Below are 14,901 nucleotides of genomic sequence, written 5' to 3' on the forward strand. Positions count from 1 at the left end.
TGCCGCCAGCATGGCCCGAACCCAAGCCGAACCGCCAGCCAGCCAGCCCGACGCGCGCGCCGCGTGGCTGCGCGACCAACTCGAGCGGGCGAACTATGCCTATTACGTGCTCGACCAGCCGGAACTGCCCGACGCCGAATACGACCGGCTGTTCCGCGAGCTGCAGCAGCTCGAGGCGGACCATCCCGAGCTCGTGACGCCCGAATCGCCGACGCAGCGTGTCGGCGGCGAAGTCGCGAGCGGCTTCACGCCGGTCGTCCACGCGATGCCGATGCTGTCGCTGAACAACGGCTTTGCCGACGACGACATCGTCGCGTTCGACAAGCGCGTCGCCGACGCGCTCGACAAGACCGCCGACCTTGCCGGTACCGTGACCGATCCGGTCGAATATGCGTGCGAACTCAAGTTCGACGGCCTCGCGATCTCGCTGCGCTACGAGCACGGCACGTTTGTGCAGGCATCGACGCGCGGCGACGGCGCGACCGGCGAGGACGTGACCGAGAACGTCCGCACGATCCGCTCGATTCCGCTGAAGCTGAAGGGCGCCGACGTGCCCGCCGTGCTCGATGTGCGCGGCGAGGTGCTGATGTTCAAGCGCGATTTCGCACGCCTGAACGAACGTCAGCGCGCCGCGGAGCAGCGCGAGTTTGCGAACCCGCGCAACGCGGCAGCCGGCAGCCTGCGCCAGCTCGATCCGAAGATCACCGCGCAGCGCCCGTTGTCGTTCTTCGCGTACGGGATCGGCATGCTCGACGGCGCGGAGATGCCGGCAACGCATAGCGCGCTGCTCGACTGGTACGAGACGCTCGGCCTGCCCGTAAACCGCGAGCGCGCGGTCGTGCGCGGCGCGGACGGGCTGCTCGAGTTCTTCCGCAGGATCGGCGAGAAGCGCGAGTCGCTGCCGTACGACATCGACGGCGTCGTCTACAAGGTGAACCGCCGCGACGAGCAGGAGCGGCTCGGTTTCGTGTCGCGCGCGCCGCGCTTCGCGCTCGCGCACAAGTTCCCGGCGCAGGAGGCGCTCACGACGCTCGTCGCGATCGACGTGCAGGTCGGCCGCACCGGCGCGATCACGCCGGTCGCGCGGCTCGAGCCCGTGTTCGTCGGCGGCGCGACCGTGACCAACGCGACGCTGCACAACGAGGACGAAGTGCGCCGCAAGGACGTCCGGATCGGCGACACGGTGATCGTGCGGCGTGCGGGCGACGTGATTCCCGAGGTGGTCGGCGCGGTGCTCGACCGGCGGCCCGAGCACGCGGCCGAATTCGTGATGCCGACCGAGTGCCCGGTGTGCGGCTCGCGGATCGAACGGTTGCCGGACGAGGCGATCGCCCGCTGCACGGGCGGCCTGTTCTGTCCGGCGCAGCGCAAGCAGGCGCTCTGGCACTTCGCGCAGCGGCGCGCGCTCGACATCGACGGGCTCGGCGAGAAGATCATCGACCAGCTCGTCGAGCTGAACCTCGTGCGCACGCCGGCCGACCTGTTCAACCTCGGTTTCGCGACGCTCGCCGAGCTCGACCGGTTCGCGGAGAAATCCGCGCAGAACCTGCTCGACTCGCTCGACAAGGCGAAGCACACGACCCTTGCGCGCTTCATCTACGCGCTCGGCATTCGTCAGGTCGGCGAATCGACCGCGAAGGACCTCGCGAAGCACTTCGGTTCGCTCGATCCGATCATGGATGCGTCGATCGACGCGCTGCTCGAAGTCAATGACGTCGGGCCGGTGGTCGCCGAGTCGATCCACCAGTTCTTCGCCGAAGCGCATAACCGGACCGTGATCGAGCAGCTGCGCGCGCCCGGCAAGGTCACGTGGCCCGAGGGGCCGCCCGCGCCGAGGGCGCCGCAGGGCGTGCTGGCCGGCAAGACCGTCGTGCTGACGGGCACGCTGCCGACGTTGACGCGCGACGCGGCGAAGGAAATGCTCGAGGCCGCCGGTGCGAAAGTCGCGGGCTCGGTATCGAAGAAGACGGATTACGTCGTCGCCGGCGCGGACGCGGGCAGCAAGCTCGCGAAGGCCGAGGAACTCGGCATTCCCGTACTCGACGAAGACGGTCTGCACAAACTCCTGGAGGGCAATGCGTGATGATTCGCGAAATCCTGAAGATGGGCGATCCCCGCCTGCTCGAAATCGCCCGGCCGGTCGAAAAGTTCGATACGCCCGAGCTGCACGCGCTCGTCGCGGACATGTTCGAAACGATGCACCATGCGGACGGCGCGGGCCTCGCGGCGCCGCAGATCGGCGTCGGCCTGCAGGTGATCATCTTCGGTTTCGGCAACAACAACCGCTATCCGGACGCGCCGCCCGTGCCGGAGACCGTGCTGATCAACCCGAAGATCGAGTACATGCCGCCGGACATGGAGGAGGGCTGGGAGGGCTGCCTGTCGGTGCCCGGCATGCGCGGCGTCGTCAGCCGCTATGCGAAGGTCCGCTACAGCGGCTTCGACCAGTACGGCGCGAAGATCGACCGCGTCGCCGAAGGGTTCCACGCGCGGGTCGTCCAGCACGAATACGATCACCTGATCGGCAAGTTGTATCCGATGCGGATCACCGATTTCACGCGCTTCGGGTTCACCGATGTGCTGTTTCCGGGGCTCGACGCGAAGGACGACTGAGCAACGCGGGCGCGAGACCGCATAGCGTGATCGCGCGCTGCCGGACTGCCGATTGCGTGGTGGCCTGTTGCTCGATCGGCGGTGCGTTCGTGAGATCGGTTGTGTCCGGGCCGATGTCGGTTCAATGCCGGTTCGATCACGCATCGCTCGCCCGGAATAGCGTTGCCTGCCTGACGACGACACGCCGGAACGAGAAAAGCCCGCTTGCGCGGGCTTTTTCACGACCGGGGAGAGCGGCGCGAGCCGCCTTCAGAACGTCTCGTCGGCCGACAGGTAGCGCCATTGCCCCTGCGGCAGCGCGCCCAGCATCACGCGGCCCATCCGCACACGCTTGAGGCCGATCACTTCAAGGCCGACCAGCTCGCACATGCGGCGGATCTGGCGCTTCTTGCCTTCGCGCAGCACGAAGCGCAGCTGCTCGCCGTTCTGCCAGCTCACCATCGCGGGCTTCAGCGCGACGCCGTCGAGCTCGAGCCCGTGGCGCAGCTTCGCGAGGGATTCGGCGGGGAAGTGCTGGTCGATGTCGACGAGCCGTTCGCCGAAGCGCACGCGCACCAGGTATTCCTTGTCGATGTCCGACTGCTCGCCGATCAGCTGCTTCGCGATCCGGCCGTTCTGCGTCAGCACGAGCAGGCCCGTCGAATCGATGTCGAGCCGGCCGGCCGGCGCGAGCGCACGCAGTTGCTGCGGCGAGAAGCGCACCGGTGAGCGATCGCCGCTCCAGTGGTTCTCGCGCGTGATCAGCACGGTCGCGGGCTCGTAGCCGTCTTCCGCCTGGCCCGACACGTAACCGACCGGCTTGTGCAGCAGGATCGTCACCTGCGCGGCCTGCTCGGCCTGCGCGCGTTCGTCGATCTCGATGCGCTGGTCGGGCCGGACCTTGGTGCCGAGCGTGTCGATGCGCTCGCCGTCGACGAGCACCCAGCCCTTCTCGATCCATTCGTCGGCTTCGCGGCGCGAACACAGGCCGAGTTCGGACATGCGCTTCGACAGGCGCAGCAGGCCGGACTCGTCGCCGTGATCCACGTCGGCCGCGCCGCGCTTCACCGGTTGCGCGGTCTTGAAGCGCGAGCCGGACGACGGCCGCTCGGCGTTGTCGCGCCTGGGGGGCGCGCCCGCGCTGCGCGCGGCGCGTTCGCCGTCGCGCGGCGCACGTGCCGGACGTTCGGACCCGGTGCGGCGCTCGCCGAAGCTGCGCTTCGCGCCTTCGCCGCCCGTCGCGTCGCGATAGGGCGTGCGCTTGCCGCCTTCGGCGCCGGCGCTCGCGCGGCGGGGCCGCGCGTCGTCGTCACCGCGGCGGGCCGGGCGTGCGTCGGATGGGCCGCGGCTGAACTTGCTTTCGGCGCTGCGATACGGGCGACTGTCGTTGCGTTCGCCGCGTTCACCGCGTTCGCCACGGGCGGCGGGTTTGCCTTCCGCGCTGCGATATGGGCGACCCTCCGGGCGACCTTCGCCACGCTCGGTGCGGCCCATGGGTTTCGCATCTGCGCCGCGATACGGACGACTGTCGCCGCGCTCGCCACGGGCGGCGGGTTTGCCTTCCGCGCTGCGATACGAGCGACCTTCGGGGCGACCTTCGCCACGCTCGGTGCGGCCCGCGGGTTTCGCATCTGCGCCGCGATACGGACGACTGTCGCCGCGTTCGCCACGGGCGGCGGGTTTGCCCTCCGCACTGCGATATGGGCGACCCTCGGGGCGGCCTTCGCCACGCTCCGTGCGGCCCGTGGGCTTCGCATCCGTGCCGCGATACGAGCGGCCTTCGCCGCGTTCGCCGCGCGCAGCGGGCTTGCCTTCCGCGCTGCGATACGGGCGACCTTCAGGGCGGCCTTCGCCGGGACGGCCCGCGCCGCGTTCCGCGCGGCCGACAGGCTTCGCACCGCCGCCGCGCACGCTCCGCTCGGCGCTGCCGTCGCGCGGCGGACGTTTCGCCGGTGCGCGATCCGCGCCGGGACGGCCCGCGTCACCGGCGGCGCGCGGTTTGAACGTGCGCTCGCCGGCGGCCTTCGGCGCGAGCGCCTTCTTCGGGCCGGCCGGCTTGGTTGCCGCGGCAGGCGCAGCGGGGCGCACCGGCTTGCGGGCGACGAGGCTGCCGGAACGGACGGGGGCGCGGGTCGGCGAGGCCGGCCGCGGATTCTTGACGGTCAATTTGGTGCGCATAAACGCTGGAATACACTCAGACTGCGATCGCTCGCAGCAATTCGGTTTCTAACTGGATCTGCAGACGGTTGTCGGACAGGCCGGCGCCGTCGAGCAGGAAGATGTCCTCGACACGTTCGCCGAGCGTATTGATCCGCGCCGCATGGACGCCGACCCGGTGCTCGGCCAGCACGCGCGCGATCGAATAGAGCAGGCCCGGCCGGTCGTTGGCGGACACGGACAGGATGTAGTACTGGCCGCGCTCGTCGGCCCGCAGGTCGACGCGCGGCGTGATCGGGAACGTCCGCGACAGCCTCGACAGCCGGCCCTTGGACGGTTCCCGCAGCGGCGCGGCCTCGCCCAGACGCATCGCGAGCTGCTGCTCGACGAGGTTCGCGATGTCGCGGTACTGCACGTCGTGCTCGGTCTGCGTGACGATGAAGTTGTCGAGCGCATAGCCGTGCCGCGTCGTGCTGACACGCGCGTCGAGCACCGACAGCCCGTTGCGGTCGAAGTACGCGCAGATGCCTGCGAACAGGTCTGCGCGGTCCTTCACGTACACGAGCACCTGCAGCGCGTCGCCGACCGGCGACGGCCGCGCGCGGACGATCGCGGTCTCGGCATTCACGTGCCGGTACAGCACGCGGGTCTGCCACGCGATGTCGGCGGCGTCGTGACGCAGGAAGAAGCCGACGTCGAGCTGGTCCCACAGCGCGCGGTGCGCGTCGGTCGGCACGGTTTCGAGGCGCAGCAGCGCGAGCGCTTCCTCCTGGCGCGACTTCAGCTCCGAGTGCGTGTCGGGCTGCGCGCCGCCGAGCACGGCGAGTGTCGCGCGGTACAGGTCCTCGAGCAGCTTGCCCTTCCACGTGTTCCAGACCTTCGGGCTGGTGCCGCGAATGTCGGCGACGGTCAGCAGGTACAGCGCCGTCAGCCGGCGCTCGCTGCCGACGAGATCGGCGAAGCGCTTGATGACTTCCGGGTCGCTCGTGTCCTGCTTCTGTGCGACCTGGCTCATCGTCAGGTGGTGCTGGACGAGCCACACGACCAGCGCCGCATCGTCCGCGGCGACGCCGTGCTCGCGGCAGAAGCGCCGCGCGTCGGCCATCCCGAGCGTCGAGTGGTCGCCGCCGCGGCCCTTCGCGATGTCGTGGAACAGCGCCGCGATGTACAGCACCCACGGCCGCTCGAAGTTGCCGATCAGCTGGCTGCAGAACGGATATTCGTGCGCATGCTCGGCGACCGCGAAGCGGCGGATGTTGCGCAGCACCATCAGGATGTGCTGGTCGACCGTATACACGTGATACAGGTCGTGCTGCATCTGGCCGACGATGCGGCGGAAATTCAGCAGGTAGCGGCCGAGCACGCTCGTCTGGTTCATCAGCCGGAACGCGTGCGTGATGCCTTCGGGCTGCTGCAGGATCTGCATGAACGTATGGCGGTTCTGCGGATTGCGCCGCCACGCGTTGTTCATGATCTCGCGCGAGTTGTACAGCGCTCGCAACGTGCGTGCGGACAGGCCCTTCACGCCGCGCGTCGTCTCGTACAGCAGGAACGCTTCGAGGATCGCGTCCGGATGGCGCTCGAACACGCCGTCGTCGACGATCTCGAGCATCCCCTGTTTTTCGACGAAGCGGTCGGGCGACAGCACGCGCGTGATGCCGCTCGTCGCGGGAAAGAGCTGCGCCTCGATGTTCTGGATCAGGATCGTCGCGAGCTGCGTGACGGCCTTCGCGGCCCAGTAGTAGCGGCGCATCAGCTGCTCGCTCGCGCGCTTGGCGGGCGTCGGCTTGTAGCCGTAGCTGTCCGCCGCTTGGGTCTGCAGGTCGAACACGAGCATGTCCTGGCGGCGCCCGGCGATCACGTGCAGCCGCGCGCGCAGCGTCTTCAGGAAGCCCTCGTTGCGGCGCAGCTCGCGTGCTTCGCGGTCGGTGATCAGGCCGCGCGTGTCGAGTTCCCGCCAGCTGCTGCCGAAGCCGGCCGCACGCGCGATCCACAGGATCGTCTGCAGGTCGCGCAGCCCGCCCGGGCTTTCCTTCACGTTCGGTTCGAGGCTGTACGGCGTGTCCTGGAACTTCGCGTGGCGCTGGCGCATCTCGAGCACCTTCGCGGTGAAGAACGCGCGGGCGTCGAGCGCCTCGTGGTAGCGCACCGTGAAGCGCTCGAACAGCGCGGTGCTGCCGACGATGCGGCGCGCCTCGAGCAGCGACGTCTGCACCGTCACGTCCTGCGATGCCTCCTCGATGCACTGCGCGACCGAGCGCACGCTGCTGCCGATCTCGAGGCCGAGATCCCATGCCATGCCGATGAAGCGCTCGATGCGCGCGTCGAGTTCGGTGTCGTGCCCGTCGGGCAGCAGCACGAGGATGTCGACGTCGGAATAGGGCGCGAGTTCGCCGCGCCCGTAGCCGCCGACGGCGACGAGCGCGAGCGTCGCGGGCAACCCGCAGTCGTCCCACACGCGCTTGAGCGCATCGTCGGTGGCCTTCGACAGCGCGTGCATCAGCGGCGCGACGTTGGCCGCGCTGCGAAAGCGCGCGAGCAGGGCGGCCTTGGCGGCCTTGAATTCGGCGCGCCGCGACAGCGCTTCGGACGAGGGGGCGGCGTGAGCGCTCATGGGCGGCCGGTCAGGTGGCGGGCAGGCTGGCGCGAACGCGCTCAGACCGCCGTCGTCGCCGAGTTGGCGAACACGGGACGGGCCGGGGAGCCTGCGGACACCGTCAGCACGTCGTAGCCGGTCTCGGTGACGAGCACGGTGTGCTCCCACTGCGCGGACAGGCTGCGGTCGCGCGTCTTGACCGTCCACTGGTCGGGCATCGTGCGGATGTCGCGCTTGCCGGCGTTGATCATCGGCTCGATCGTGAAGATCATCCCCGGCTTCAGCTCGACGCCGGTGCCCGGACGGCCGTAGTGGACGACCTGCGGATCCTCGTGGAACACCGTGCCGATCCCGTGGCCGCAGTATTCGCGCACGACGCTGTAGCCTTGCGCTTCCGCGTGCTTCTGGATCGCGTGGCCGATGTCGCCGAGATGCGCGCCCGGCTTGACCTGCTCGATGCCGAGCCACATGCACTCGTAGGTGGTCTGCACGAGGCGCTTCGCGAGGATCGACCCTTCGCCGACGATGAACATCCGGCTCGTATCGCCGAAGTAGCCGTTCTTGATGACCGTGATGTCGATATTGAGCGCGTCGCCGTTCTTGACCACCTTGTCGCCCGGGATGCCGTGGCAGATCACGTCGTTGACCGAGATGCAGGTGGCCTTCGGGTACGGCGGGTAGCCGGGCGGCTGGTAATTCAGAGGCGCGGGAACCGTGCCCTGTTCCTTGACCATGTATTCATGGCAGAGGCGATCGAGTTCGGCCGTCGTGACGCCCGCGACGACATGCGGGGTGATGAAATCGAGCACTTCGCTCGCCAGCCGGCAGGCGACGCGCATCTGCGCGATATCGTGTTCGTTTTTGAGCGTAATAGCCATCGAGGTGTGCCTGGAAAGCGGTGAATTGACGAATTATCGCACCTTATGCCGGGCGTCGCAGCCCCCGGTGCCCGCGCGGGCACGGGTTTTTGCGGATTGCCGTGGGCGCTGCGGCCGGTGCGGCAAAGTGGCGGGCGACTTGAGGGGCGACAGATTGGCATGCTATACTCTTTGGCTAAGTCGACACTCAAATGCTTGTCATGTCCCGATTCGATGACCCGATTCGGGGCGGCTTCAGCGAATGAAGCCGGGCGGGCATTTCGCGGTGAAGGCTTGCGGCACGGGCGTTTCGCACGTGCCGAATCGCAAGCCGGCGCAACCAGGGTGCCGGCCGCGCGGAATCTGGCGCCCTTCGGGGTGGCAAGCCTTTCGGGGCGCGTTCGCGCGGCGGTACGGCAGCCGGCTTAAGACCTAACCCTCGTGGAGAATTCACATGGCAGTTACGATGCGCCAAATGCTGGAAGCAGGTGTCCACTTCGGTCACCAGACCCGCTTCTGGAACCCGAAGATGGCACCGTTCATTTTCGGTCACCGCAACAAGATTCACATCATCAACCTCGAAAAGACGCTGCCGATGTTCACGGACGCACAGAAGTACGTGCGTCAGCTGGCAGCGAACCGCGGCACGATCCTGTTCGTCGGCACGAAGCGCCAGTCGCGCGACACGATCGCCCAGGAAGCGCAGCGCGCGGGCATGCCGTACGTCAACGCACGCTGGCTCGGCGGCATGATGACCAACTTCAAGACGCTGAAGGTTTCGATCAAGCGCCTGAAGGACATGGAAGCGGCAGTCGAGGCAGGCGAGCTCGAGAAGATGAGCAAGAAGGAAGCGCTGCTGTTCGAACGTGAAATCGCCAAGCTGCAGAAGTCGATCGGCGGCGTGAAGGACATGGGCGGCATTCCGGACGCAATCTTCGTCGTCGACGTCGGCTACCACAAGATTGCCGTCACCGAAGCGAACAAGCTGGGCGTGCCGGTCATCGCCGTGGTCGATACGAACCACTCGCCGGAAGGTGTGGACTACGTGATCCCGGGCAACGACGACTCGAGCAAGGCAGTCGCGCTGTACGCGGAAGGCGTGGCCGACGCGATCCTGGAAGGCCGTGCCAACGCGGTCAACGAAGTGGTCCAGGCGGTGCGTGGCGGCGACGACGAGTACGTCGAGGAAAACGCGTAACTGGCCCCGAGCCGGCGCAAAAAGGGGGCTCTCAACAGGCCCCCTTTTTTTAAGCTTGTGCGCCGGACCTGATCGCGCCGAATTGGCGCGGGTCCGGAACCGAATCTCGGCCGTTCGCGTCCAAGCGGGCGGCGTTGTGAATACAGACTCAAGGAGCGAATGATGGCGGCAATTACCGCAAGCATGGTGGCAGAACTGCGCGCAAAGACCGACGCACCGATGATGGAGTGCAAGAAGGCGCTGACCGAAGCCGACGGCGATCTGGCCAAGGCTGAGGAACTGCTGCGCGTCAAGCTCGGCAACAAGGCGAGCAAGGCGGCATCGCGCGTGACGGCAGAAGGCATCGTCGCATCGTTCGTCGGCGGCAACGCCGGCGCGGTCGTCGAGCTGAACTGCGAAACCGACTTCGTCGCGAAGAACGACGATTTCAACGCGTTCGCAAAGACGATCGCCGAACTCGTCGCGGCGCAGAACCCGGCCGACGTGGCTGCGCTGTCGGCGCTGCCGCTCGACGGCAAGACGGTCGACGAAGTGCGTCTGGCACTGGTCGGCAAGATCGGCGAGAACATTTCGATCCGCCGCTTCGTCCGTTTCGAAACCGCGAACAAGATCGCGACTTACCTGCACGGCAGCCGTATCGGCGTGATCGTCGAGTACACGGGCGCGGACGAGCAGGTCGGCAAGGACGTCGCGATGCACATCGCGGCGATGAAGCCGGTCTCGCTGTCGTCGGCTGACGTGCCGGCCGAGCTGATCGAGACGGAGCGCCGCGTCGCCGAGCAGAAGGCTGCGGAATCGGGCAAGCCGGCCGAGATCGTCGCGAAGATGGTCGACGGCAGCGTCCAGAAGTTCCTGAAGGAAGTGTCGCTGCTGAACCAGCCGTTCGTGAAGAACGACAAGCAGACGATCGAGCAGATGCTGAAGGCAGCGGATGCCGCAGTGCAAAAATTCGCACTGTTCGTCGTCGGCGAAGGCATCGAGAAGCGCCAGGACGACTTCGCCGCCGAAGTGGCCGCGCAAGTCGCAGCAGCAAAGCAGCAGTAAGCAGTCAAGCAATACCCGCGGCGGGCGTCCGTCCCGCCGCGGCCGGCGGCGCCGCCGGTCGGCCGGGAAGCCCGGTCTGCCCGGCGGCGCTTGCCCGAATCAGTATTTCGCCCCTACAGTTCGTGGTTGTCATCCTCTCGTCGCTCGGAAGCCCCTATGCCCAATGCCTATAAACGCGTCCTCCTCAAACTTTCCGGCGAAGCGCTGATGGGCGACGATGCCTTCGGCATCAATCGCGCTACGATTGAGCGGATGGTGGCCGATATCGCCGAAGTCGTGCGTCTCGGCACGCAGCTCGCGGTGGTGATCGGCGGCGGTAACATTTTCCGTGGCGTCGCGGGCGGCGCGGCCGGCATGGACCGCGCGACGGCCGACTACATGGGGATGCTGGCGACGATGATGAACGCACTGGCGCTGCAGGACGCGATGCGCCACGCAGGCATCGAGGCGCGCGTGCAGTCCGCGCTGCGGATGGACCAGGTCGTCGAGCCGTACATTCGCCCCCGCGCGATCCGCCAGCTCGAGGAGGGCCGGGTGGTGATCTTCGCGGCCGGCACCGGCAACCCGTTCTTCACGACGGATACGGCCGCCGCGCTGCGCGGCTCGGAAGTGGGCGCCGAGGTCGTGCTGAAGGCGACGAAGGTCGACGGCGTCTATTCCGCCGACCCGAAGAAGGATCCGTCCGCCACGCGCTACACGACGATCACTTTCGACGAGGCGATCAGCCGTAACCTGCAGGTGATGGACGCAACCGCGTTCGCGCTGTGCCGCGACCAGAAGCTGCCGATTCGCGTGTTTTCGATCAACAAGCCGGGCGCGCTCAAGCGCATCGTGCTCGGCGAGGACGAAGGTACGCTCGTCCACGTGTAAACTCTCGCGGATGCGGTCGACCGGATGCGGTCGACCGGATGCGGGCGACCGGCGAGGGCGACCGGCGAGGGCTGCGGGCGCGGGTGACCGGCGTGGGCGTCGGCGCGTATGCGAGAGGCCCGCGATCATTGAAGATTTGAAGGTTCGGAGGTTGAAATGAGTGTCGCTGATGTCAAGAAGGGCGTAGAGCAGAAGATGCAGCGCTCGATCGAAGCGTTCAAGAACGATCTGGCGAAGATCCGCACGGGCCGTGCGCACACGGGCCTGCTCGATCACGTACAGGTCGACTACTACGGCTCGATGGTGCCGATCTCGCAGGTGGCCAACCTGACGCTCGTCGACGCGCGCACGATCGGCGTGCAGCCGTGGGAAAAGAACATGGTCGCGAAGGTCGAGAAGGCGATCCGCGAAGCCGATCTGGGCCTGAACCCGGCGACGGCCGGTGACCTGATCCGCGTGCCGATGCCGGCGCTGACGGAAGAGCGCCGCCGCGAGCTGACGAAGGTCGTGAAGGGCGAGGGCGAAACGGCCAAGGTCGCGATCCGCAACCTGCGCCGCGATGCGAACGAGCAGCTCAAGAAGCTCGTGAAGGACAAGGAAATCTCGGAAGACGACGAGCGCCGTGCCGGCGACGACGTGCAGAAGCTGACCGACAAGCACGTTGCTGAAGTCGACAAGCTCGTGCAGACCAAGGAAGCCGAGATCATGACGGTCTGACGACCGTCCTCGCGTGCCGCCTTCTTCCCGCATTACAGTCTCAACGGCCATGACTTATACCAGCTCTACCGTTCGCGTGCCTGACGTCGGCGCCGTGCCGCGCCACATCGCGATCATCATGGACGGCAACGGCCGTTGGGCGACCGAACGCCGCCTGCCGCGCGTCGCGGGGCACACCCGCGGCGTGGACGCCGTACGGGCGGTGGTCGAAGGCTGCGCGCGCGCCGGCGTCGAATACCTGACGCTGTTTGCGTTCAGCTCGGAAAACTGGCGGCGGCCGACCGACGAGGTGTCGTTCCTGATGCGCCTCTTCATCACCGCGCTCGAGCGCGAGATCGGCAAGCTCCATGCAAACGGGATCCGCCTGCATGTGGTCGGCGATCTCGAGCGTTTCGAGCCGCGCATCCGCGACCTGATCCGCCGCGCCGAAACCAAGACGGCGCGCAACACGCGCCTCACGCTCACCATTGCCGCGAACTACGGCGGCCGGTGGGACATCCTGCAGGCGACGAAGAAGCTCGTCGAGCAGGCCGTGCGCGAGGGCCGCGAGGTGGAGGTCAGCGAGGATTCGTTCGCGCCCCATCTGGCGATGGCCTACGCGCCGGAACCCGATCTCTTCATCCGAACCGGCGGCGAACAGCGCATCAGCAACTTCCTGCTGTGGCAGCTCGCGTACGCCGAATTCTATTTCACCGACAAATACTGGCCGGATTTCGACGGTGCCGCGCTGGCCGACGCGCTGGCGTCGTATACCGACCGCGAGCGCCGTTTCGGGCGCACGAGCGCGCAGGTCGAGTCGCAGTCGCAGAACGCCGACTCCCTTTCATGCTGAAAACCCGTGTAATCACGGCGATCGTGCTGCTGGCGGTGCTGCTGCCGGTGACGCTGTTCGCGCCGCTGATGGCGTTCGGCGCACTGATCGGCGTCGTGCTGGTGTTCGCGGCCTGGGAATGGGCGCGCCTCCTGAAGCTGAGCGGCGCCGGTCCGGTCGTCTATGCGGCGGTCGCCGCGCTTGCGCTCGTCGCGACCACGCGGCTCGGCATCGGCGAATCGTCGTCCCGCCCCCTCTTTGCGGCAGCCGGCGTGTTCTGGCTGCTGGTCGGCCCGTTCGTGCTCAGGCGCAAACCCGTGCTCGCCGACGGCGTGTGGCGGCCGTTCCTGCTTGCGGCCGGCCTCGTGATCTTCGCGGCCTGCTGGCATGCGCTCGTCGCCGCGCGCGCGCAGGGCGTGCCGTTCGTGCTGTCGCTGCTGCTCGTCGTCTGGCTGGCCGATATCGGCGCATACTTCGCGGGCAAGGCCTTCGGGAAGCGTAAACTGGCCGTGACGATCAGCCCCGGGAAGACCTGGGAAGGGGCCATCGGCGGCTGGCTCGCCGTGATGATCGTCGCGAGCGCCGCGATGGCGGCTCATCTGTTTGAGCCGACCCTTTTTTCTGCATTTGCCGCACGCTTCGGCGGGCCGGGCGCGTGGGTCGCGCTGACACTGCTCGTCGCTTACAGCGTGATCGGCGATCTGTTCGAGTCGTTGCTGAAGCGCCAGGCGGGCGTGAAGGACTCGAGCGGGCTGCTGCCGGGGCATGGCGGGGTGCTCGACCGCGTCGACGCGCTCCTGCCGGTGCTGCCGCTCGCGATGCTGCTGTTTCACGGTTAAAACCTACACTTCTGTTATGCAAAAACGCCTGACATTGCTCGGTTCCACGGGCTCGATCGGAGACAGTACGCTCGACGTGGTCGCGCGCCATCCGGAGCGCTTTTCGGTCTACGCGCTGACCGCGCACCGCAACGGCGACAAGCTGGTCGCCCAGTGCCTGCGCTTCGCGCCCGAAGTGGCCGTGGTCGGCGATGCCGACACCGCCGCGCACGTCGAGGCGCAGCTGCGCGCGGCCGGCAGCAAGACGCAGGTGGCCTACGGGCCGCAGGCGCTCGTCGACGTGTCGAAGAGCGACAGCTGCGACACCGTCGTCGCGGCGATCGTCGGTGCGGCGGGCCTCGCGCCGAGCCTCGCGGCCGCGCGCGCCGGCAAGCGCATCCTGCTCGCGAACAAGGAATCGCTCGTGATGTCGGGCGCGATCTTCATGGACGCCGTGCGCGACCATGGCGCGATCCTGCTGCCGGTCGACAGCGAACACAACGCGATCTTCCAGTGCATGCCGCGCGATGCGGCCGAGCACGGCGGGATCGCGAAGATCATCCTGACCGCGTCGGGCGGCCCGTTCCGCACCCGCGAACCGGCGACGCTCGCCGACGTGACGCCCGACGAGGCGTGCAAGCACCCGAACTGGGTGATGGGCCGGAAGATCTCGGTCGATTCCGCGACGATGATGAACAAGGGCCTCGAGGTGATCGAGGCGCACTGGATCTTCGGGCTGCCGGGCGACCGGATCGACGTGCTGATCCATCCGCAGAGCGTGATCCACTCGCTCGTGTCGTACCGTGACGGCTCGGTGCTCGCGCAGCTCGGCAACCCCGACATGCGCACGCCGATCGCGCACGCGCTCGCTTACCCGGACCGCGTCGACGCGGGCGTCGAGCAGCTCGACCTCGCGCAGATCGCGCAGCTGTCGTTCGAAAAACCCGACTACGCGCGCTTCCCGTGCCTGGCGCTCGCGCTGAAGGCGCTCGCCGAAGGCGGCGTCGCGAGCGCCGCATTGAACGCGGCGAACGAGGTGGCGGTCGAAGCGTTTCTCGAGCGCCGGATCGGCTTCATGGCGATCGCGTCGACGGTCGACGCCGTGCTCAACGCACTGCCGAACCATATGCCCAACGGGCTTGACGACGTCCTTGCGGCCGATGCCGACGCGCGCCGTCTCGCCGCCGAGATCATTGCGAAAGCGCCTGCGCCACGCGTGGAGCGCACTGCCTGAATGAGGT

At 67.7% G+C, this 14,901-nt stretch carries 12 protein-coding genes; 9 read left to right on the top strand and 3 right to left on the bottom strand.

Annotated elements, in window-relative coordinates:
* Positions 1-10 precede the first annotated feature (10 nt).
* Together ligA and def are read left to right on the top strand one after the other, a co-directional pair.
* Positions 11-2,083: an NAD-dependent DNA ligase LigA gene (ligA, locus tag ACV22Z_RS09385; RefSeq protein ID WP_448076028.1), complete on the top strand. Its 2,073-nt coding sequence runs from the start codon at positions 11-13 to the stop codon at positions 2,081-2,083.
* Positions 2,083-2,613 (top strand): peptide deformylase, encoded by a 531-nt coding sequence (def, locus tag ACV22Z_RS09390; RefSeq protein ID WP_448076382.1) that lies wholly within the window; start codon positions 2,083-2,085, stop codon positions 2,611-2,613. The genes ligA and def overlap by 1 nt, the downstream gene beginning before the upstream one ends.
* A 249-nt stretch (positions 2,614-2,862) precedes the next feature.
* Here the strand turns inward: def and ACV22Z_RS09395 are convergent, their stop codons facing one another.
* The 3 genes from ACV22Z_RS09395 to map are packed head-to-tail and all read right to left on the bottom strand — an operon-like array spanning position 2,863 to position 8,223.
* Positions 2,863-4,770: a pseudouridine synthase gene (locus ACV22Z_RS09395; RefSeq protein WP_448076029.1), complete on the bottom strand. Its 1,908-nt coding sequence runs from the start codon at positions 4,768-4,770 to the stop codon at positions 2,863-2,865.
* 16 nt (positions 4,771-4,786) lie between these two features.
* Positions 4,787-7,363: a [protein-PII] uridylyltransferase gene (locus ACV22Z_RS09400; protein ID WP_448076030.1), complete on the bottom strand. Its 2,577-nt coding sequence runs from the start codon at positions 7,361-7,363 to the stop codon at positions 4,787-4,789.
* Between the two features lie 41 nt (positions 7,364-7,404).
* Positions 7,405-8,223 (bottom strand): type I methionyl aminopeptidase, encoded by an 819-nt coding sequence (gene map / locus ACV22Z_RS09405; RefSeq protein ID WP_448076031.1) that lies wholly within the window; start codon positions 8,221-8,223, stop codon positions 7,405-7,407.
* A gap of 433 nt (positions 8,224-8,656) precedes the next feature.
* Between map and rpsB the strand changes: the two genes are divergently transcribed.
* From rpsB to ACV22Z_RS09440, 7 genes are all read left to right on the top strand, one after another.
* Positions 8,657-9,400 carry a 30S ribosomal protein S2 gene (rpsB, locus tag ACV22Z_RS09410; RefSeq protein WP_059809605.1) on the top strand — a complete coding sequence of 248 codons (744 nt, stop codon included), beginning with the start codon at positions 8,657-8,659 and terminating at the stop codon, positions 9,398-9,400.
* 162 nt (positions 9,401-9,562) lie between these two features.
* Complete coding sequence (tsf, locus tag ACV22Z_RS09415) at positions 9,563-10,444, top strand: translation elongation factor Ts (protein ID WP_448076032.1); 882 nt, start codon at positions 9,563-9,565, stop codon at positions 10,442-10,444.
* Positions 10,445-10,600: 156 nt separating this feature from the next.
* A complete protein-coding gene (gene pyrH / locus ACV22Z_RS09420) occupies positions 10,601-11,314 on the top strand; it encodes a UMP kinase (protein WP_026044643.1) in 714 nt (237 codons plus the stop codon).
* A gap of 156 nt (positions 11,315-11,470) precedes the next feature.
* Positions 11,471-12,031: a ribosome recycling factor gene (frr, locus tag ACV22Z_RS09425; protein WP_448076033.1), complete on the top strand. Its 561-nt coding sequence runs from the start codon at positions 11,471-11,473 to the stop codon at positions 12,029-12,031.
* Between the two features lie 49 nt (positions 12,032-12,080).
* Complete coding sequence (uppS, locus tag ACV22Z_RS09430; protein ID WP_448076034.1) at positions 12,081-12,863, top strand: polyprenyl diphosphate synthase; 783 nt, start codon at positions 12,081-12,083, stop codon at positions 12,861-12,863.
* Positions 12,857-13,681, top strand: coding sequence for a phosphatidate cytidylyltransferase (locus tag ACV22Z_RS09435; protein WP_448076035.1), 825 nt, complete (start codon positions 12,857-12,859; stop codon positions 13,679-13,681). The genes uppS and ACV22Z_RS09435 overlap by 7 nt, the downstream gene beginning before the upstream one ends.
* A 16-nt stretch (positions 13,682-13,697) precedes the next feature.
* The gene (locus ACV22Z_RS09440; protein ID WP_448076036.1) at positions 13,698-14,894 is read left to right on the top strand and encodes a 1-deoxy-D-xylulose-5-phosphate reductoisomerase; all 1,197 of its coding nucleotides are present in this window, start codon (positions 13,698-13,700) and stop codon (positions 14,892-14,894) included.
* Positions 14,895-14,901 lie beyond the last annotated feature (7 nt).

This window comes from Burkholderia sp. PU8-34 (genome assembly GCF_053427725.1).

Bases quoted from the DNA above. Each gene is read 5' to 3' on its own strand.
- uppS (WP_448076034.1), top strand. From the start codon at position 12,081: ATGACTTATACCAGCTCTACCGTTCGCGTGCCTGACGTCGGCGCCGTG.
- rpsB (WP_059809605.1), top strand. From the start codon at position 8,657: ATGGCAGTTACGATGCGCCAAATGCTGGAAGCAGGTGTCCACTTCGGT.
- ACV22Z_RS09395 (WP_448076029.1), bottom strand. From the start codon at position 4,770: ATGCGCACCAAATTGACCGTCAAGAATCCGCGGCCGGCCTCGCCGACC.
- def (WP_448076382.1), top strand. From the start codon at position 2,083: ATGATTCGCGAAATCCTGAAGATGGGCGATCCCCGCCTGCTCGAAATC.
- ACV22Z_RS09440 (WP_448076036.1), top strand. From the start codon at position 13,698: ATGCAAAAACGCCTGACATTGCTCGGTTCCACGGGCTCGATCGGAGAC.
- pyrH (WP_026044643.1), top strand. From the start codon at position 10,601: ATGCCCAATGCCTATAAACGCGTCCTCCTCAAACTTTCCGGCGAAGCG.
- tsf (WP_448076032.1), top strand. From the start codon at position 9,563: ATGGCGGCAATTACCGCAAGCATGGTGGCAGAACTGCGCGCAAAGACC.
- frr (WP_448076033.1), top strand. From the start codon at position 11,471: ATGAGTGTCGCTGATGTCAAGAAGGGCGTAGAGCAGAAGATGCAGCGC.
- ACV22Z_RS09435 (WP_448076035.1), top strand. From the start codon at position 12,857: ATGCTGAAAACCCGTGTAATCACGGCGATCGTGCTGCTGGCGGTGCTG.
- ligA (WP_448076028.1), top strand. From the start codon at position 11: ATGGCCCGAACCCAAGCCGAACCGCCAGCCAGCCAGCCCGACGCGCGC.
- ACV22Z_RS09400 (WP_448076030.1), bottom strand. From the start codon at position 7,363: ATGAGCGCTCACGCCGCCCCCTCGTCCGAAGCGCTGTCGCGGCGCGCC.
- map (WP_448076031.1), bottom strand. From the start codon at position 8,223: ATGGCTATTACGCTCAAAAACGAACACGATATCGCGCAGATGCGCGTC.